A 19,924-nucleotide genomic window follows, 5' to 3' on the forward strand; every position below is an offset into this window, starting at 1 on the left:
ACAAAAATCAAAAATATAACGAAAATTATACTTTTTCACTTGTTTGAATCATAGAAATCGCGGTAGAAAGTTTAAATTACCTGATTACTAAAATCCCGTAGGGATGGTATATTCAATAATATATCATCCCTACGGGATTTTAGTTTCTACTTTAGCATTATTTTCTACCAATATAACATCCCTACGGGATTGAGCGCATTGAATCTATATAATTCTTACTTCAATACCCTTCTCCCCCATCAATACCTTTCAGAATAGCCACGCCTGATGATGTACCCAATCGCTCGGCCCCGGCATTAATAAATGCAATGGCCTGCTCATAGGTTTGTATCCCGCCTGAAGCCTTTATTTTTACATTTTCGGGCAATATCTGCCGCATGACTTCTACCTGTGCTAAATCGGCTCCTTTGGGGGCAAAACCTGTTGATGTTTTCACAAAATCGGCACCGGCTTCTTCGCAAATCTCACAGGCAATGCTTAAATCAAAATTATCTAGGTATGCCGTTTCGATGATTACCTTCAGCAGGGCATCTTTGCTATGCACCAGTTCGGCCATTGTTTTTATTTCTTCTTTCACCGTCAGGTAGGCCATTGATTTAAAAGCATTGATATTCATTACCATATCAAGCTCATTTGCACCATCAGCCAATGCTTGCCCGGCTTCTGCCAGTTTTATAGAAGTAGCATTATAACCCAACGGAAAACCAATAACCGTACAAACTTTTGCCTCGCTATACACCAGTATATCTTTCACAAAGCGCACATAGTGCGGCGGCACGCAGGCTGCATAGAAGTTATGCTTATAAATCTCTTCACACAACTTCCTGAAATCCATTTCGGTAGCCGTTGGTTTCAGTAGCGTATGGTCTATATATTGGGTAATGTTCTGCATTTTTAATGATTGGGTTTTAATTTTAACCACTGAGTTGCTCGGAGCGACCGACGCTCGGTTTTACACAGAGTATCACAGAGTATTTTATTAACGCTGTGATAAATGTTCTCAAAAAAACATCTTATCAGCCAAACGAAAAGTATTACAATGTGCATCCACAATATCGGCAATGCGTGGTGAATAGCCACCGCCCATCGAAACCACTATTGGTAACTTATGCTGTATTGCTTGCTCAAAAACAAAGGCATCACGGCGCTTGCAGGCATCCATCGATACTTTCAGTTTTCCTAGCTTATCAGATGCCAGAATATCTACACCCGAAATATAGAAAATAAACTGCGGTTTTACTTCTTCAATCAGCTTTGGCAATGTTTTGTAGAGCGTGCCAAGATACTGCTCGTCTTCGCAATACGTAGGGAGTTCGATATCTAAATCTGATTTTTCTTTTTTGAGCGGATAATTCTCTTTGCCGTGCATCGAAAATGTAAAAACCCTTGGCTCGTTTTCAAAAATAACCGCCGTGCCATTACCCTGATGCACATCTAAATCAACTACCAGAATTTTGTTTACAAGCTTATTTTGGAGCAGATAATTTGCCGCTACGGCTACATCGTTCAGCAAACAAAAGCCCTCGCCCCTATCGGCATAGGCGTGGTGCGTTCCTCCGGCAATATTCATCGAAATGCCCGATTCGAAAGCAAAAGTACAGCAATCAATTGTACCTTGGGTAATTATCCATTCTCGCTTTACCAACATTTCCGAAATCGGGAAACCAATGCGGCGTTCCATTCGGACATCAATCCGTAGGTTGAGCAAATCATCTACATATTGTTTATCATGCACACCCAACACCCATTTGGTACCTACCGAAGCAGGCACAAAAAAGTTTTCGGCCGTACAAGTGCCCTCGTACAACAATTGTTCATGAATCAATTCATACTTCATCATCGGAAACCGATGCCCTTCGGGCAACGGATGCGTGTAGATAGAATCATAAGCTATTTTAAGCATAGAAACTATTTAAAAAGGCGGGCGTCTAATGAGTATTTCCCGGGTCCTGTCAGAAAAATAGCAATAAAACCAATAAGATATAATAAAGACTGTTCTTTATCACCGAGCGGGTCTTGACCATGAATCACAAAGGCTATTACCAGCATACAAACAATAAGTATGAGGGCCGACAAGCGGGTAAATAAACCAAGGATGAGTAATAAAGCGCAGAAGAACTCTGCAAAAATGGTAAGTGCCTGCGAACCAGCAGGACTTATATGCAAAGGGTCGGGGAAGTCGTGGTCGCCTGCCAGAAAACTCTGCAACTTATTATAGCCGTGTGGAATTAATAATAAAGCGAAGCCTAGTCTTAAAATAAAAATGGCTAAACTTACCTGATTTGTTAGCACTATCGGTTTAAAAAACTTTTTAATCATTATTCAGTCTACTATTTAACTTCTTCAAAATCAACATATTGCCCGCCCTCGTAGCCACCTTTTTTGTCTGACTGCTGAGTTGGTTTTACTTTGATATCACCTTCTTTTCCACGCTGTTTTTCCATTATATCGTTATAGCGTTTTTGCTCTTTGGCAATTTGTTTACCTACCAACAGGTTGAACAGGAAGTTTCTGAACACCGGTACAAAAACTATCAGTAAGAGAAATATGAGAATGTATTTAAACATGACCTTAGTTCCCGTACGGGGAATTTAAAATAAAACTAATAAACTCTACAAATGTAATTTGTTTATGTAAAGATAATACAATCAATCACAAAAATTAATTCCCTATGCTTTACGCTTAAGAAACCCCTATCAGCTTCAATAAAATATTTAATGTTGAGGGGTCGCTTGGGCGAACGGCATCAGGCTGAACAATTGTTCCGTTTTTGTCGATTATCATATAACGAGGAATACCATTGATTTGGTATTTTTTTACTACTTCCGAAGCCCAACCACCTTCCGAAAAACCGTGGTCTCCGTTGTCTAGTTGTAGCTTTTCAACAGCATTTTTCCAGTTAGCAGGGTCATCGTCAATCGAAATATACAAAAACACAATGTTTTTCTTCTGCTTATCAGAAAGCGAACTATGTAGTTTTTTAGAGAATGGGAACTCCTGACGACAAGGCCCACACCAGCTTGCCCAGAAGTCGACATAAATAACTTTGCCTTTGTACTTGGCAAAATTAAACTGCTTGCCATTCATATCGGTCAGCACAGGGTAATCGCCTGTGTTAAGCAATTCTTTCTTGCTCTGCCCTTTTTCTTCTTTCTTTTTGCTGGCAACTTCTTCTTTCTTATTCAGTGTCTCCTGACAATGGCTTATCAGCAATTTACGGTAGCCTTCGGCTGAAACCTGACTAATCCAGTATTTAGCCGCTGAGGCTGTAATGCGCCCACAATTATCGTACATCAATTGTGAGAGTGTATAATCTAAAACTTTGCCTTTCAGGTATTTTAATGCATAATTGCTTTTGTCTGAAATGGCCTTCACTTGGTCAGCGTATTTTACAAACTTTTGCTCTTGCGAATTGAAATAGGTAACAAAAAACGGCAGGAAATTACGGTAACTCTCTGAAATCAACAGACTTTCGTCTTGTATCTTTTGTGGGTCTAAGTCTTCAATCATTACCGATGGCAACGAAACCACACGTGCCAGTTTGGTATCTTGGTTACTTCTGATGATTGAATAGGCCAGCAATAAATGCCAGTAGTTCCAGCGGATATTGCTTTCTACAAGTTTCTGGAAATCGGCTAAAAGTTTATCTTTTGCAGGATAATTATTCAGAAAACCCAATTGTTTTTTACGCTCATCGTATAGGCTCATTTCCCAATCATCAACATTGGTAGCCATGAGTTGCTTATAACGTGTATTTTTTTGGAACAACTCCGGGAATTGTTTTTTGAACTCAGCCATAAAAGTCTGGCTTTCCGGCGCTTGCATCAGGCCGTTGAGTTTACTAATCAGTTCGGTTTCACCCGATTGAGCAAATATATCTGTACTATCACCCTCTGAAAAGCCGATAGTTTGTGCCGAAGACAAAACGGGTATCAGTAAATATAAGAGTATTCTTTTTAGCATAGCGTTGGCATGTTAAATTATCTTGTCGGTTTCACTCAAAATAGAATAACAAATTAACGAAAATCTACGCCAAAGATTGAGAAGAATTGAATAAAATAAACTTACTACACCAAACTCCCCTCAACTTCAATCACTCTAAAATCGTCCTTATTGGTTTCGCAGGTTGGGCAGGTGTAGCTATCAGGTAGGTTTTCGAAAGGCACGCCCGCTGGAATATCATTCAGCAAATCGCCGAAGTCTTTGTCATAAATGGTGTAACAGCATGGGCATTGATGCACCAATTTTGTACTTGGGCTTTGTATTGCATCAAGCTTATGGTCGTCTTTTAGTCCGGCGGCTTTTATCTGGTTTTCGGCTATCAGATTGTTGTATTTCAATACGCAACGTCTTAATTGCTCGCCAACATTGAAGCGCCAAACCCCTTGGGCAAAATACTTTTTGGTACGGCCATTAGGGTTGAAATCTTCGGTGTACGAAATATCATAAACTTCATATAGCGGAATAAGATTAAAGAGTTTAAAGCTCCGTTTCATGAGCATTATTGATGCATAAACTTCTGTTCGTGGGCGGGTTTTGATACCAAAGCACAAGCCAAAAGTGCGTAAATCAATGGCATCGAAACCTCGCACAATAGCAGCTTTTAAACTTAGTGCTTCGTCTGAATCATCTTCTACCTGCCAGTTAAGTTCGTTGGCAGCGTGGCGCACATTGATATTAAATTCTGATAATACATTGCTCCATTTCCAGCGGTCGGTTTCTTGGATGCCTTTAATTATCAGCGATTTGAATGGCGTAAGACAAATCTCCCCTATTTTGGTTTCTTGGCACAGCGCACATATTTTTATCAGAAAATCGACCGAAAAAGATTCGTTCCTGCGATAAATGCCCAGCCACGTTTTTTTTCCATAACGGTTGAAGCCTTCATAATAAGGCAAACTGAAACGGGCAGGTACAAGCTCGGTTTCGATAGGTGCAGAAATGGCTATAGGCAGGTTTTCGAGCAGGCTTTCAATGGCTTTGTTTTCTGTGTGCTCATGCACCAATAGTTGCTCTTCTAAATGCTGACAAACCTTGGCAATTTCGTTCGAAAAAACCAGCCGTTTGAAACTCACCAGTTGGTTGCTTTTAGGAATACGCACATACAAATACCAGAAATTGGGCGTAGGCGAAGCGATAAAGTTAAGATGCCCCGAAAAAAACGGGCTAAAACTCTGGTCGGCATCAGAGATATTAATTTTTAACTGCGGACGGTACTCAAACGTATCCTGAATATCTTTGTAGATACCCTCTGTGAGCCAGTTGCCTTTCTGAAAAACCTCTTCGGCCACGTAAGAACTCACAATGTTGGGGTACTGATTACTATCGACCTGAAAATCGACACCCAGCGATTCCATTGCTTTACCAAATGCCTTCCCTAAATTGTGCGGCACATAAAACAACATTTGCTGGCGCAGGCCAAAACGCACACTTTCCACTTGTGCACGTCGGGCTGCTGTCAATATCTCTTTCATTTCGGCAGGCGATGCAATACCGCCTTTGAAATTGATTCGAATCAAATAGTAATCATGCATAATAAATCTGTTTAGTTTTCGCAGCCTCCAATGCCACTTAAAAACACACTGCCGACATCAACCCTGAAACCCGGCTTGAGTAAAATATGCTTTTCGGCTTTATAAATAACATTGGCCCCCGAGTAAATCAGGTTATTGGCCTGTATCGTTTTTGCGCCCTTAATACTTGCATTGCCACTTATCGGATTAGTGATAATATAAGGGTCGGCAATTGAAATGACACTTTGCTTACTTGTGCTTCCCTGCGGATTTCTGGTGGTAAGTGTTACGTTATAATTACCTGCCGTTGCATACTGATGTACCGGATTCTTTTCGGTAGAGGTAGTACCATCGCCAAAATTCCAGAGGTAGGTCATAGGCTCATTAGCTGATTGATTCTGAAAGCTGAACTTTCTCAAACAATTGTCAGACTGTATCGCCAGAAAATTACTGACTGGTGCTACCAGTTTAGGCAAGGTAACTTTCCATAGGTTAGCCGCTAAATCTACCACATAAATCACGTTGCCCACTTTTTCGGCATCGGTGAGTTTTATAAAACCCGTAATGAGCCTTTTGGTACTTACTTTATAATTGTTGCTAGCGGCATCATACACCAGTTTTAGCTGGCATAAATCACCGGCTCTGTCTTCGTCAGGCAAGTAACCGCCTTCTCCTTCGGGCGAATAGGCGAGCATAAAGCCCGAACCCGTGTAAGGCATTTGTAAGGTACTATCAATATCAAAAACCAAACCTGAGGGCGAGCGGTGCCCTGTAAAAGTTGTTATCTCCGCCGATTGATACATAGTTCCTGTTGATGGATTGCGAACCCAATTGGCATCGGGACCTATGTTTTTGATTGGCTCAACAAACGTAACGCCTGATGGCCTTGCCGGATAACCGGGGTCGTTATAGAATATATTTCGGGCAAGGGCATCGGCAGGTATCAGTTTATCCTGACTTGCATTGTAGGGCGTGTACTGCATAGGTGTATCGTTCCCGCCTATTCGCCACGGAAAACCGTAGTGTTTATCTTTTTGCAACCAGTTCATTTCTTCAGGGTCGTCTCTGTCGCCAGAGTTCTCAATGCCAAACAATCGGTTTTCGCTATTAAAAGCCATATCAAACTCATTTCGCACGCCTCGGGCAAATACAAAACCGCTGTTGGTTAACGCAGTTTCATCATTTGGAAGTTGAATATTTGTAGCATTGATAGGAATACGGAATATCTTGGCAGTGAGCGGCACTTCTCTTAAACCAATATAATTACCTGAGTTTTTTACCTCGCCGTGGTCGGTACGAGACCCGCTGGCTATATAAACAGAATCTTTGTTGGGCGACAAACAGATTCCGGCAAAGGCGTGGTCGAACAAAGTGCCTGACGATGGATAGACATCTGTTTTCAGCATGGTAGTCCATTGGCGCTCTCCGTTAGGCAAGATAGTACATTTCTCAACTACGCCATAGCCATCAGAGCTGTTTTCGTAGTTATGATTCCCGACAAGAATAAATGTATTATTATAAAAAACCATCCCCTGCAAATAGTTAATTTGGTGTTCGTTAGGCGGCAGAAAGCCACTTTCTTCGCCTGCTACGCCGTTTACAATCGGCACTTTAAAAACCCAGCCGTCAATATTACAGGTGTATAAAGTATTGGTGGCAGGGTCGTGTACAACCCGAACGGGCAAATGCCCCAGTTTCTTAAAAAGACTTATACTTACATCTGATTGTGTGGGGGTAATGGCCGACGGCAAAACGTCTTCGCCTTTTCCGCCTTTTTTGTATTCGTCATAAGATTTTTCTTGTGCACAAGCAATTAGATTAATAGAAGTCATTAGTACCAACAAGGTGTTTTTCATGCAGATAAGCGTATTTGTGTGAACACAAATTTAATTAAATACTGCATATTCAAAAGCATTTGCGCCGCTTCTTTATTAAATATTAAGCCTTATGCAGGCGCTATTTCTGCTGTTTTTATGCGCTCTAATACGCTTTCCAAAATCAATTTCACCTCAGGTCTACAAGAGCCGCAGCCCATGCCTGCGCCTGTTTTCTGGCATAGTTGGGGCATATCGTGGCAGCCGCCTGCAATGGCATTTTCGAGGTTGCCCTTGCCTACATTGTTACACGAGCATACTAGTTTACCAATTACAGGCTCAGCCGCTTTGCCTGAGCGCAACAAAGCCAGGCGTTTATCTGACAACTCAATGCCATTACTTATTAAATCTTTAAACTCCAGAAACTCCGACTTGTCGCCAATCAGTATTGCTCCTACCAATCGGTCGTTGTGAACAATGCACTTTTTGTAATAATGCTTGGCTTTATCAATAAACACAATCTCTTCGTAGCCTTCTCCACCCGACGGCACCTCAGCCATACCCAAAGAACAAAGATTAAGGCCATGCATTTTAAGAATATTCATCGATAGACTCCCCTGATAATAGGATGATAAATCGCCTGCCATAAACTTAGCTACAATAGCTGCCTGCTGCTCGGCAGCGGCCGTAATGCCCCACATTTGCGTTTCCCACTCGGCAATTTCACCACAGGCAAAAATATCAGGGTCAGAGGTCTGCATGTAGCTGTTTACCACTACCCCTCTGTTGCAGACCAATCCGGCACTCCGCACCAGTTCGATGTTAGGCGTTGTTCCTGCTGCTACAATCAGGGCATCACAATTGATTCTGACACCTGTTTTTAAACGTACACCTGTGATGCGTTCGCTACCGTAAACTTGCTCTACTTCGTCGTTATAATAGACATCAATGCCTCTGGCTACTATTTCCTCGTGCAGAATATCGCTGCCCAGTGCATCTAGTTGCCTATCCATAAAGCGGCTGCTACGTTGTATTACCGCCACATTTACATCAATTTCCCGCAGCGATGCCGCCATTTCTAAACCCAGCAAGCCACCGCCCACAATTACGGCCTGATTTCCGGCTTTTATATAGGGCATTAAATCATCGGCATCGTGGCGGCTGCGCATATTAAAAACACCACCGATGCGTGGGAAGTTTTTGGGCATAAACGCACGGCTTCCCATGCCTAAAAACAGTTTATCGTAGCTGTGCTCGTTGCCATTGCTATCAACCACCACTTTATTTTTTCGGTCGATGTGTTCAATACCTATGCCTTTATTTACTTTGATGTTTTTCTCTGCAAACTCGGCATCTTTTAGTTTTACTAGCTGCTCCCATGTTTGCGTACCACTGATATAGTCAGGCAGCATTACACGGTTATAGAACGGGTGAATTTCTTTTGAAAACACCTCAATTTCATCAGTTTGATTTAAGCTACGGTATGTTGAAATAAAACCTAAACCAGCCGAACCTGCGCCTATTACAATGATTTTTTCTTTAGGTTTTTGATATTTCACCACCTCAACCGCCGAATATTTAAAATCAGGCTCTTTCGATTTCGGGTCGACCAGATTATTTGTCAGGTTATTGGCACGTCCAAAATCATTGCCTAGTACTCGCCCCCAGTGCATAGGTAAAAACACATTGCCGGGCTTTACCTCATCGGTTAGTTTGGCTTTTACCTTTACGCTTCCTCTTTTGCCTTTTATTTCTACAATGGCTTCGTTTTCAATGCCTCTTTCTTGGGCATCGTGCGGATGAATCTCCAAGAATGGCATCGGGATATGCTGTTTTAGCTTGTTCACACGCCCTGTTTTGGTCATAGTATGCCATTGGTCTCTGATACGGCCAGTAAGCAGAATCAAGGGAAAATTGTTATTGGTTGATTCCGATTCGTTGGCATCGGGCACGCCATGAATCTTGGCTCTTTTGTTGGCTGTATAAAATTGATGGTCTTCAAACAAACGAGCAGTTCCTTTGGCATTCCTATCTTTAGCCGGATACGGCCATTGAACCGTATTCTGCTTAAGCAAATTGTAGCTTACGCCTGTTACATCAATGTTTGTGCCCTCGGTTGTACGTGTGTATTCCTGATAAATTTCGCCAAAGTTTTTATAGTTGAAGTGTGCCCCCCAACCCATCTTTTCGGCAAATCTGCAAATGATTTCAGCATCAGCTAATGTTTCGCCCGGTGCTTCACCAATCTTGTGCAGATAAGACACCCTGCGCTCTGCGTTGGTCATGGTGCCCTCTTTCTCTGTCCAGGCGGCGGCAGGCAATACTACATCAGCAAACTTGATGGTGTCAGTTCTGCTCGAAATATCCTGTACTACTACAAAGCGTGCGTTTTTCATGGCGGCTTCGGCCATACGGGCATCGGGCAGGCTCACCATCGGATTGGTGCAAGCTATCCAGATAGCTTTGAGTTTACCGCTTTCAAGTCCTTTAAACATTTCGGTAGCTGTAAGTCCCATTTTATCTGATATTTTAGTACCGCCCCAAAAGTTTTCCATTTCGGCTCGGTGCTCAGGATTCAGAATATCACGGTGCGATGCCAACATATTTGCTAGCCCACCTACCTCACGGCCACCCATTGCATTGGGTTGGCCTGTCAGTGAGAATGGCCCGTTACCCGGTTTACCAATCTTACCTGTAATTAGGCTCAGGTTTATTAAAGAAAGATTTTTATTTACACCAATCACCGATTGGTTTAAGCCCATTGTCCACATAGATAAAAAGCCTTTGGCTTGGGCAATCCAATAAGCTGCTTTCTGAATATCGTCTACAGAAACACCACATATCAGCGCCGATTCTTCGAGCGTGCGCTCAAAAACTTTGGCACTTAATTCTTCGAAACCATCAGTATGATTAGCTATAAAATCATTATCAATCCAATTGCGCTCTATCAGTACCCTTGCAATGGCATGGTTCAGCGTTACGTCTGTACCCGGATTAATCTGTAAATGTAGGTCTGACGACGTAGCCGTTTGTGTACGGCGTGGGTCAACGGTAATAATTTTTAAATCAGGATTTGCCGCTCTGTGGGCTTCTACCCTACGCCACAGTATCGGATGACACCACGCAGGGTTCGCCCCCTCTACCAATATACAGTCTGACGCCTCAATGTCATCATAACAAACCGGAACGGCATCTTCACCCAACGATAATTTATAAGCCACCACCGCCGACGACATACAAAGCCTTGAATTGGTATCGATGTTATTAGACCCAATAAAGCCTTTCATCAGCTTATTCCACAAGTAATATTCTTCTGTAAGGCATTGCCCAGATACATAAAAACCTACCGAATCGGGGCCATATTTAGCTATAAAAGTTTTAAAAACTGCGGCTGTGCGTTCCAATGCTTCGTCCCAGCTTGTTTGTTGCATGGGCATACTTCGGTTCATACGCATTTGTGGATACAGCAGGCGGTCGGTCTTGTCGTTTACTGTATAATGCAGATTCATGCCCTTAGAGCAAAGCATACCTCTATTTACAGGATGCTCTTTATCACCCTCTACATGAATCCTGCCATTGCCGGTATCTGTTACCACAATTCCGCAGCCCACCCCACAATAACAGCACGTTGTTTTATATTTTTTTAAGCTATTCATTATTATAGGGATTTAACCCCACTCCCCAACCCCTCTCCCCAACAGTGGGGAGAGGGGCTTTATCTCCCTTCCCCACTGTTGGGGAAGGGTCGGGGATGGGGTTTTTAATTACTATTATTAAAAAATCAACCCACCATCACACCAAATCCTCCACCAAAACAGGCTTCTCAACCTTCTCTTTGGCACCGAATTTTGTAACGGCAATCAGCAATGCTGCTCCTACTGCCGCTATGCCTATGTACTGAAAGGCATCGGCGTAAGTCAGATTTTCAGATTTGAACAGAAAGCCCATGAGCATACCGCCAATGTTGCCGCCTGCGCCCACAATACCAGCTACCATGCCCACATTTTTTGCATTAATGAAAGGCGTAAGTGCATAAGTAGCGCCATTAGCCATTTTCAGAAACAGCGCAAAAACTACCATTGAAACAATAGCGAAAGGCAAAGAAGCTGCTCCGGCGAAGAACACAAGCCCGATGCCCTCAATGGCAATCAATGCGGCTAGTAAACGGCCTTTGCCTGTTAAACCATTCTTTTTACCTACTTTATCGGCCCAGATACCCCCTAAGGCACGGGCAAAAATATTCATGAAGCCAAACAAGCCAGCCAGCAAACCTGCCATCTTCTGGTCGACACCGAAATTATCTACAAAGTGTAGTGCCGCCACGTTGTCGAAAGTAATTTCCATACCAAAACAAATAGAATAAGAGATAGCCAAAGCCCATACACGCCAGTCTTTTACAACCGCCATTGTATCGGGTTTATCTTTTTGCGCTACTTCACGACGAATATCCTCGTAGTTTCCGGCAGGTGTATCTTTTGTAAACTTGTAGTACAAAAAAGCACAAATTAACAGCAAAGTACCGGGCACAATCATAGCCAAACGCCATGCCTCGCCCTTGGTATAGCCAAGCCCTACAATACCTGCAAAAATCACAGGCATAAGCATATTGGTGATACCTCCGCCCAAATTCCCCCAGCCTCCGGCTACGGCGTTGGCTGTGCCCTTAATACTTGGGGCAAACATTACCGACGTATGGTATTGGGTAATTACAAACGATGCGCCTATTACGCCGATAGCTAAACGGAACAACAAAAAGGTTTCGTAACTATGCGCCAAACCCACCAGGTACACCGGAATAGCACAAATCACCAGCAAGGCCGTGTAAGTTTTGCGTGGCCCCCAGGTGTCGCATAAACGACCGATAATTAGACGTGCAACAATGGTGGCCGATACAGCCGCAATCAAGGTATTCCCTACTTGCGCCTTAGTTAAACCGAGGTCTTCCCTGATAGTAGGCATTAAAGGTGCCAGCCCGAACCAGCCGAAAAAACACATAAAGAATGTAAGCCATGTAACGTGAAACGTACGCATTTGTACGCTCGAGAAATCAAAAATATTTAGTTTTTCTAATGGTTTGTTTATAGTCGGTTTCATGATTTTCTTTCGTTTAGATAAATGAGAGAGATGATTATTTTTTGGCAGAAGCAAAGAACTCAGGGCGGATATTGAGCATCAGATAGCCCCATTGCCCCGTTTTACGGGTTTTATCCATCGAGTTTTGCTTTACATATTCAAGGCTGTTGTTGCCTTGCATCAGGGCGTAGCCTGCTTCAATGCTCGTAAACTTATTGAGGGCATAATTGAGCACTAAATCGTATTCTAAACCCAGCATTGGGCTGATTCTGGCGCTTGCAGGCGCATCGAGCATTTTGTTGGGCGTAGCAGCCGCCAATGCAAAATAATGAATATCAAGCGTGCTCGTAAGGCGTTTGTTTACGTGCTTAAACTTGAAGAAAGCATCTTGCAGCCCACCTGCCGGCGCCCCCGTGCCAACATAAAAATAATCCATATAGCCCCAGTGCTTATGTGGCGTGCCATAGAGTGGGTCGAAACGATGCGTTTCACCTGCTTTTTGCTTAAAACCATCATTGCCCGAAAGCACTTCATACCCCGGCCCGAAGCTCAATGCACCTCGCTGAATCATGAAATTAGCCCCATAATGGTAAGCACTTTTAATACTTAGCCCGTCACGGTCTTTGCCCGATTGCAAATAGCCAAATACCTGCCATTGTACTTTATTCAGCTTATTAAGGCTATTGCTACCCGTGAGCATTGCCCCATAAGTAAGGCGTGAATTTACGCCCGTCTGGTCGTAGCGGCGGCCATACGCATAGCCGTTGGCTGCATTACCGATACTGTCTATACGAAATTTTGAAAAATCATCTTTGAAAAACAAAACCGACAATTTGGTCTGTTGAAACTTGCGAGCCAGATAAGCCATCTGAAAAGATTTGAACTGCTGGTTCTGCCCGTTGGTACTTACGGCATTCAGCAAAACAGGTGCACCATTTTTGCCATTGGTAGGTAAAAACCCGGCAGGTGTATTAAGGCTTACACCTTTTGATGATAATACAGCCAACGGCACATTGCCGCCAACATAATAAGTACCATTTACACCAAATCCATCTGAATTCTGGTTGAAACCGCCGCCTATGTCTAATAACCAGCCCTTGTGTTGCGCTTTAAGCAATGCGGCATCGAATCGGCGGGCTTGTTGCAGCCAGTCGAGATTACCCAGCAGACGCACGTCGTCATAAACTAATTCCTGACGGCCGATTTTTAAGGAAAGATACTGTAAAGCCTTGAATTTAATGCTAGTATCGGCTGCATTGGCCAATACAAGCTCGGCCCAGGCTTCGTGCACGCCTAGTCGGGCACCATCGTTGCTTGAAATAGAAGAGGCATCTTGTCCCCACACCCGAATATCCTGTACCGATACACCCATCGTGAGTCTATCCCATTTGTAGCCAAAGGTAAGACGAGTACGTTGCGAAGTAAAAGCGGCTGGTTTGGCGTTTATCAAAGCCAGATTCCCTAATCCGTCTCTGATTTCGGTTCGGGTTCTGAGTTGGCCCGTTAGAGAAAATTGTGAATAAGAAACACCGCCAAAGAAAACAATGAAGAAAAGTGCAAGTGTAAATTTGCGTAATAGATTTTTTTTCATTTGCTTTGATGTTGAATTGTGAATAAATACCTACGTTTTGCGATTCATTGCCGATTCTGATACCCCCATATCAGGTCGGCTTTTTTGTTGGCCGAAAATCAGAGCCCCCACTCCGACAATCGACGTTTATCTGTGCTTTTGTTGCTTTTTTCCTACGTTTGCATCTTGTTTTGAATTGTTTATTGTTTGAAATACCAGCGAAATATAATACTTTGATAGCCCCCACTATCCAAATATTATCTAAGTAAAACTACTCATTTATTTGATAATTTTCTTTAGCTATTCAAATGTAAAAAATAATATTTTATACTCAAAATCATTTTATACATATTTTAGCCATTTTTTACACTTTTAATCAATATTCTTTTAAATCTGAAACTTGTTTTCGGAAAAATACAATTTCACACAAGAAAACAAGTCATTTTTTAAACCACAAAACCACATTTAACACATTTTCCTCAAAAGACAACCTACCTTTCTGTATCTATAAAAAATACAATTACCAAAGCCTATATCAATAAGTATTAAGGAGTCCTTTTAGGAAATATAAATTGATGAAGAAAGAAGAAAACTCACTACTATAGGTTTACCTCAGGGCGGCATACTTAAGTAGTGAGTCAATTAAAAAACCTGACAAATAAGCGTATGTAATAAATCTAATAAACTCTTGTAAACTAAGCCAACAAATGTTCGTCATAAGCAGCTACGTAGTCGGGGTGCAGGCTAACTACCTCGCCAATAATAATAACGGCAGGGTTGCTAATACCTGTTGCCTCTACATGTGCCTCAATGCTTTGTACCTGGCCAAACAAAGATTTTTGCCGTGTAGTTGTGCCATTCTGTATAATGGCAATTGGCGTTTCTTTTTTGCCGTTTTCGCTAAAAATCTCTACTATTTCGGCTAGTTTGCTCATACCCATCAGTATTACCACCGTTGCCGACGACTGCGCAGCCAGCTTTAAATCATTAGGTAAAAGGCCATCGCTGGTGTGTCCCGTTACTACCCAGAAACTACGGGCAATGTCTCGGTGTGTAATCGGAATCTGGTTCACGCCTGCCACGCCTACACTGCTTGATACCCCCGGCACTACTTCGGTTTCAATGCCAAAAGCACGGGCATATTCAAGCTCTTCGTAGCCCCGCCCAAACACAAAAGGGTCGCCCCCTTTTAAACGAACTACATGCCCGAATTTAAGGGCGTATTCCACAATCATCTGGTTGATTTCAAACTGTGCATAAGAGTGCTGCCCTTTGCGCTTGCCTACATTTACTATAATGGCGTTTTCGGGCACATACTCCAACAGCGAATGATTAGCCAGGGCATCGTATAAAACTACGTCGGCTTTTTGTAGTGCTTTTATCCCTTTGAGTGTAATGAGTTCGGCATCGCCTGGACCCGCCCCCACGAGTGTCAGTTTCGCTTGCATTTTAGTTATTTATATTTATCCGTAAAAATAAAATTGCATTAAAGCAAAAAGCATATATTTACATATACTCAATAAAAGTAGAAGATAATTTTATCAATACAAATATTTTCAGAATAATATTCGCATAAAATCAAATAATTCAAAACTAAAATAAGAAAAATACAATTAAGTATAAATACTCAATTTAATGAATAGTATTTTTTTGATAATTAATAAAAAACTATCAAGAATCTATGTATTTACATTGGAAAAAGTGTTTTTTTACACTAATTTTCTATGGAATCTGACAGATAAGCCTCGTAAAAATGCCTACACTCGAACAAGAAGTTACCCAGCGCCTGACAAAGTTTTATATACTTGCCCTGACAGCGGTAGCCGTGCTTTCGATAACGGGACAAATACTCATTCAGCAGTCGTTGAAAGATACACTCAACGATGCCCACGTGGTAAATATTGCCGGGCGCCAACGTATGCTGAGCCAGCGTTTATCTAAAATGGCTATTTTGCTGACCAATGCCGACAGGTTTTCGGAAGAGGCTCGTTTCTACCGCCGAGAGTTTGGAGAAACCCTTACGCTCTGGCGCAAATGCCATGAGGGCTTTGTGAACGAAAATCTGGAGACTGAAAGGCATCTGTTGGTGAAAAACTCGGATAAAATCAACAAGATGCTTCAGGAATTGGATCCTATTTTTCTGACAATCAAAAGCAAACTTGAGTTGATTCTGAATAACGAGGAATTTGACAAGAAGCAGGTTTTAGACGATATACTGATAAATGAGCGGCTTTTTCTGAACAAAATGGATAGCATTGTGTTTCAGTATGATTTGGAGTCGGAGCAGAAAGTAAACAGGGTCAGGAGCATTGAGTTTTTCTTGTTTTTTCTGACAATCGCCATTCTGATATTAGAGGGCGTGTTGATATTTAAGCCCCTGACCGAGTATATAAAGAAGGTAATAATAATGCTTACCGATTCGGAGCAAGCACTGCAACAGAAGAACCTAGAATTGAGCATTTCTAACCAGAAATTGCTAGAAATGCAGAAGAATCTGGTGAAGATTACGGAAGAGAAATATGAGTTGATGCGCAAAGAAGACAATGTGCGCTCGAGCGCATTAATGGAGGGACAGGAAGAAGAACGCCGCAGGCTTTCAAGGGAGCTACACGATGGCATAGGCCAAATGCTTACCGGATTAAAACTACACAGCGAAAAGCTAAAGAACATACCATTTGCAGATGATAAACAACGCAAAACCTTTGAACAACATAATAAACTGATTGAAGAAACCATAGAAGCAACAAGGGTTGTATCGTTCAACCTGATGCCTCCTGTTTTAAGCGACTTCGGCCTATCGGCGGCTATACGCATACTGGCTGAAAATACGCAACAAGCAAGTGGAATATTAGTGTTGTTTGAAAGCAATTTCGACAAAACAAGGCTTAATAGTAACCTAGAAGTAAACCTATACCGAATAGCGCAGGAAGCACTCAATAATATACAGAAACACTCGAAAGCCACCGAGGCTAAGGTTGTTTTACAAAAGCATAAAACAGCAGTTGAATTAAGTATAAGTGATAATGGTGTGGGATTTGAGCAGACAGGCGTAAAAAAAGCAACTATCATCAACAACGGACTATCTAATATGCAAACCCGTGTACACCTGTTGGGTGGACAAATAAAAATACAAGCAAAATCAACAAAAGGAACCCTGATAACTGTGAAAATACCGACCCAATATGGCAAACAAAATTAAACTGATGATTGTAGATGACCACGCAGTAGTGCGCAAAGGCATCATAAATCTTTTGGAAGACGAAGAAAACATTGAGATTGTAGGCGAAGCGGCTGACGGCGTGGAAGCCCTGGAAGGCATCAAAGACCTAAAACCAACCATTGTGCTGCTCGACCTATCAATGCCCCGCATGACGGGCTTTGAAGTGGCTAAAATTATCTCACAGAAACATCCAAATGTACGGTCACTTATTTTCTCGATGCATAACAATCAGGAATACATGGTGCAAGCCGTAGAAAACGGTGCGATGGGCTACTTGTTGAAAGATACCAGCAAAGAAGAAATTCTGAAAGCCCTTGATACAGTGGCGGCTGGCAACAAATACTTCCCTCCAACGGTTTCAGCCATGATTATCGACGGGCTGCTCAACCAAAAGAAAACCGGAGGCGCAAGTGCCAAAAAAGAAACTTCGGCTATCACAAACGTATTATCAAAGCAAGAAAAAGTAATACTCAACTACATTGTAGAAGGTCTGAACAGCCAGGAAATATCAGAAAAACTCCAATTGAGTGTGCGCACGGTTTCAAACCACAGAGCAAATATCTTGCGTAAAACCCAAGTTAAAAATACGGCTGAACTGGTTAGGTTGGCGGTGGAGTAAACCCTACCTGAAATTAACCCCAATACGCAAACTATATTTATCCATGTGGTAAGAAAATGCATTTCTGCTTGATTGTTGGCCGTTGATAGCATACGCATAAGCGGCCTCTATCCAGAATATCTGGCGGTGATTTACCTGCTTGCTCAAACGATACCCCGTGTAGGCATCAAATACAGGCTTTTCGCTAAAGCTGCTGCCTGCCTTAAAGCCCAGAATCAAATCGTGCATTGGTCGTATTTTATACATCAGGTCGTTTTGTATTTCAAGCACGTGCCATCGTTTTGATTCGGTCCTTGAATCATCGATGTTTACGTACCCGAATGTATTGTTATCGAGGCGTATAGTTTGCTGGCGGCCCGTAAATACATTATACTTGAAATTAGACTGGGTTGAGAAATAACTCAAACCAACTCTATAATTCATTCTTCTGATTTTAAGCGGATACACCGCTCCGGCTTGCACAGCCCAACCTACCCTACCGCCATTATTAGCCGCATTAAACTGGTTGATAGGCATAGTAGAAATCACCCGATAATAGTTTAACGAGGGCGTAAGCGATACATACAATTCGCTCGGCGCTTTAAAGAAACTTTCTTTTTTCTCTTCAGGTTTATACTCAGGCTCAGAAGCAATGGCAGTATTAAACGCTATCTCATTATCAAAAACAGCAGGATGCCCCGCCAAAGACGATAATCCCGAAAGTCTTTTGTTTTCCTCAGTTTGTGTTGGTTCAACTGCTTCCTTATCACTGGTTTCAGTAGTGTTTAGTGGTATGTGAGTGCTGTTATCAGAGTTTTCAACAGCTATTTGATTGGCTGATGTGCCATTCGATGATATTTGCGGCTTATCGGTTTTCTGTTTTGTGCCTCTTTGTGTATTTTGTGCTACAACTGCTTCGTTTGTACTGTTGAGTTTATTTGAAGCCTTATTTAGCTTTTGTTTATTTACTGTACTTGCAATGCTCGTTTTCTCCTTCTCTTCTACGCCTGCATAATCGCTTGTCTTATTCTTATCATTTCCAGCCCTTAGTGCCGCTGTTTCGGCTTGGCTAGTATAATCTCTTCCTAAACCTTCATTGGCTTTCTCAGGCTCGTTTTTTGTACTTTTCTGCGCCTCTTGGTTTTCTGAATCAGCATTGCGTTTTGATGTATTCTCTTTTTTACCAGCCAAATCTGTTTGCTGATTAGTGCCGTAAAACTCATACGCCACATAGCCCACCAACGAAAACAACAACAAAGCAGCAGCCAATCCCCAACGCCAAAGTCTGTAAACAGGCGTAGCAGGCGGAAGATGTGCCTCTATATTATCCCAAAGGCTATCGTCTGGCATTCTGTCAAAATCATCTGAATGATTCTGGAAGAGTTCTTCTATTTTATCTTTAGGCTTGTTCATTACTCTTAAATATGATTCATTTTTACCGAATTCATCACATTAAAACCCTTTTTTTTTAATTTTTCTTGTATATACTTCTTCGCAAAAAATAATTGCGATTTCGATGTCCCCTCGGCAATCTGTAATTGGGCTGCAATTTCGGGGTGCGTGTAGCCTTCCATCACATACATATTAAATACAATTCTGGCCCCGTTGGGTAATTCAGCAAGCACAGTGTTCAGTACCTCCATCAGTTCCTTGCTGGTTAATTGGTTCAGAATCTCATCGTGTGTATCAAAAGGCAGCAATACTTCGTCGCTTAGGTTTTCTACATCGTCAAATGTTACTTTTTTGCGGTAATGATTAATGGCAGTATTCACAATAATTCGCCGCACCCATGCCGACAAATCTTTGGCGTCTCGCACCTCTTTTATATGCTTAAATACCTTGATTAGTGCTTCCTGAAAAATATCTTCGGCGTCTTCTTTGTTATTTGCATAACGCCAGCAAACGCCAAAAAAACGACTTTTATATCGCTGATAAAAAGTCGCCTGCGCTTTGCGGTCGTTCTTCAAACAACCTCTGAAAACCTCCTCGTCAGTAAGCAAATCTAAATATTCTTAATACGAACTTGTCTGTTATTATTTTTCACCGAATTATTAGAATTCAAGAAATAAGCGCTCTTTAATTTTTTATAATATAATTTCACAGGGTGCGCAAAGTAGAGACAGGGCAGTGCCCTGT

Annotated in this window: 15 protein-coding genes; 2 read left to right on the top strand and 13 right to left on the bottom strand. The window is 42.1% G+C overall.

The genetic code is table 11. The features are described from left to right. Nucleotides 1–220: 220 nt before the first annotated feature. The 11 genes from deoC to cobA form a co-directional block, all read right to left on the bottom strand. On the bottom strand, nucleotides 221–892 hold the full coding sequence (deoC, locus tag WAE64_RS10195; protein ID WP_340236264.1) for a deoxyribose-phosphate aldolase: 672 nt from the start codon (nucleotides 890–892) through the stop codon (nucleotides 221–223). A 108-nt stretch (nucleotides 893–1,000) separates the two neighbouring features. Continuing rightward, nucleotides 1,001–1,903, bottom strand: a complete 903-nt coding sequence (locus WAE64_RS10200) for a histone deacetylase family protein (protein WP_340236265.1) — start codon at nucleotides 1,901–1,903, stop codon at nucleotides 1,001–1,003. A gap of 5 nt (nucleotides 1,904–1,908) precedes the next feature. Beyond that, the gene (locus tag WAE64_RS10205) at nucleotides 1,909–2,319 is read right to left on the bottom strand and encodes a DoxX family protein (protein ID WP_340236266.1); all 411 of its coding nucleotides are present in this window, start codon (nucleotides 2,317–2,319) and stop codon (nucleotides 1,909–1,911) included. Between the two features lie 11 nt (nucleotides 2,320–2,330). Continuing rightward, complete coding sequence (locus WAE64_RS10210) at nucleotides 2,331–2,567, bottom strand: DUF4834 domain-containing protein (RefSeq protein WP_340236267.1); 237 nt, start codon at nucleotides 2,565–2,567, stop codon at nucleotides 2,331–2,333. Nucleotides 2,568–2,682: 115 nt separating this feature from the next. Then, a complete protein-coding gene (locus tag WAE64_RS10215) occupies nucleotides 2,683–3,963 on the bottom strand; it encodes a TlpA family protein disulfide reductase (protein WP_340236268.1) in 1,281 nt (426 codons plus the stop codon). Between the two features lie 104 nt (nucleotides 3,964–4,067). Next, a complete protein-coding gene (locus WAE64_RS10220) occupies nucleotides 4,068–5,534 on the bottom strand; it encodes a rubredoxin (RefSeq protein ID WP_340236269.1) in 1,467 nt (488 codons plus the stop codon). Between the two features lie 11 nt (nucleotides 5,535–5,545). Continuing rightward, nucleotides 5,546–7,369 carry a PKD domain-containing protein gene (locus WAE64_RS10225; RefSeq protein WP_340236270.1) on the bottom strand — a complete coding sequence of 608 codons (1,824 nt, stop codon included), beginning with the start codon at nucleotides 7,367–7,369 and terminating at the stop codon, nucleotides 5,546–5,548. 89 nt (nucleotides 7,370–7,458) lie between these two features. Continuing rightward, complete coding sequence (locus tag WAE64_RS10230; RefSeq protein ID WP_340236271.1) at nucleotides 7,459–10,983, bottom strand: molybdopterin-dependent oxidoreductase; 3,525 nt, start codon at nucleotides 10,981–10,983, stop codon at nucleotides 7,459–7,461. A gap of 136 nt (nucleotides 10,984–11,119) precedes the next feature. Next, complete coding sequence (locus tag WAE64_RS10235) at nucleotides 11,120–12,421, bottom strand: NarK family nitrate/nitrite MFS transporter (RefSeq protein ID WP_340236272.1); 1,302 nt, start codon at nucleotides 12,419–12,421, stop codon at nucleotides 11,120–11,122. 34 nt (nucleotides 12,422–12,455) lie between these two features. Next, nucleotides 12,456–13,991, bottom strand: a complete 1,536-nt coding sequence (locus WAE64_RS10240) for an alginate export family protein (protein WP_340236273.1) — start codon at nucleotides 13,989–13,991, stop codon at nucleotides 12,456–12,458. Between the two features lie 674 nt (nucleotides 13,992–14,665). Next, entirely contained in the window at nucleotides 14,666–15,418 is a 753-nt protein-coding gene (gene cobA, locus WAE64_RS10245; protein ID WP_340236274.1) for a uroporphyrinogen-III C-methyltransferase, read from the bottom strand. Nucleotides 15,419–15,723: 305 nt separating this feature from the next. On the opposite strand from cobA, the gene WAE64_RS10250 reads away from it, so the two are divergent. Both WAE64_RS10250 and WAE64_RS10255 read left to right on the top strand, forming a co-directional pair. Continuing rightward, complete coding sequence (locus WAE64_RS10250) at nucleotides 15,724–17,169, top strand: ATP-binding protein (RefSeq protein ID WP_340236275.1); 1,446 nt, start codon at nucleotides 15,724–15,726, stop codon at nucleotides 17,167–17,169. Next, a complete protein-coding gene (locus WAE64_RS10255; RefSeq protein ID WP_340236276.1) occupies nucleotides 17,153–17,809 on the top strand; it encodes a response regulator in 657 nt (218 codons plus the stop codon). The genes WAE64_RS10250 and WAE64_RS10255 overlap by 17 nt, the downstream gene beginning before the upstream one ends. A 3-nt stretch (nucleotides 17,810–17,812) precedes the next feature. Here the strand turns inward: WAE64_RS10255 and WAE64_RS10260 are convergent, their stop codons facing one another. Then, on the bottom strand, nucleotides 17,813–19,201 hold the full coding sequence (locus WAE64_RS10260; protein WP_340236277.1) for a hypothetical protein: 1,389 nt from the start codon (nucleotides 19,199–19,201) through the stop codon (nucleotides 17,813–17,815). A 5-nt stretch (nucleotides 19,202–19,206) separates the two neighbouring features. Next, entirely contained in the window at nucleotides 19,207–19,788 is a 582-nt protein-coding gene (locus WAE64_RS10265; RefSeq protein WP_340236278.1) for an RNA polymerase sigma factor, read from the bottom strand. Nucleotides 19,789–19,924 lie beyond the last annotated feature (136 nt).

Origin of the sequence: Emticicia soli, assembly GCF_037860775.1 — a bacterium.
Classification (GTDB): domain Bacteria; phylum Bacteroidota; class Bacteroidia; order Cytophagales; family Spirosomataceae; genus Emticicia; species Emticicia soli.

Coding starts and splice junctions, on each gene's coding strand:
- deoC (WP_340236264.1), bottom strand. CDS start 892: ATGCAGAACATTACCCAATATATAGACCATACGCTACTGAAACCAACG.
- WAE64_RS10200 (WP_340236265.1), bottom strand. CDS start 1,903: ATGCTTAAAATAGCTTATGATTCTATCTACACGCATCCGTTGCCCGAA.
- WAE64_RS10205 (WP_340236266.1), bottom strand. CDS start 2,319: ATGATTAAAAAGTTTTTTAAACCGATAGTGCTAACAAATCAGGTAAGT.
- WAE64_RS10210 (WP_340236267.1), bottom strand. CDS start 2,567: ATGTTTAAATACATTCTCATATTTCTCTTACTGATAGTTTTTGTACCG.
- WAE64_RS10215 (WP_340236268.1), bottom strand. CDS start 3,963: ATGCTAAAAAGAATACTCTTATATTTACTGATACCCGTTTTGTCTTCG.
- WAE64_RS10220 (WP_340236269.1), bottom strand. CDS start 5,534: ATGCATGATTACTATTTGATTCGAATCAATTTCAAAGGCGGTATTGCA.
- WAE64_RS10225 (WP_340236270.1), bottom strand. CDS start 7,369: ATGAAAAACACCTTGTTGGTACTAATGACTTCTATTAATCTAATTGCT.
- WAE64_RS10230 (WP_340236271.1), bottom strand. CDS start 10,983: ATGAATAGCTTAAAAAAATATAAAACAACGTGCTGTTATTGTGGGGTG.
- WAE64_RS10235 (WP_340236272.1), bottom strand. CDS start 12,421: ATGAAACCGACTATAAACAAACCATTAGAAAAACTAAATATTTTTGAT.
- WAE64_RS10240 (WP_340236273.1), bottom strand. CDS start 13,991: ATGAAAAAAAATCTATTACGCAAATTTACACTTGCACTTTTCTTCATT.
- cobA (WP_340236274.1), bottom strand. CDS start 15,418: ATGCAAGCGAAACTGACACTCGTGGGGGCGGGTCCAGGCGATGCCGAA.
- WAE64_RS10250 (WP_340236275.1), top strand. CDS start 15,724: ATGCCTACACTCGAACAAGAAGTTACCCAGCGCCTGACAAAGTTTTAT.
- WAE64_RS10255 (WP_340236276.1), top strand. CDS start 17,153: ATGGCAAACAAAATTAAACTGATGATTGTAGATGACCACGCAGTAGTG.
- WAE64_RS10260 (WP_340236277.1), bottom strand. CDS start 19,201: ATGAACAAGCCTAAAGATAAAATAGAAGAACTCTTCCAGAATCATTCA.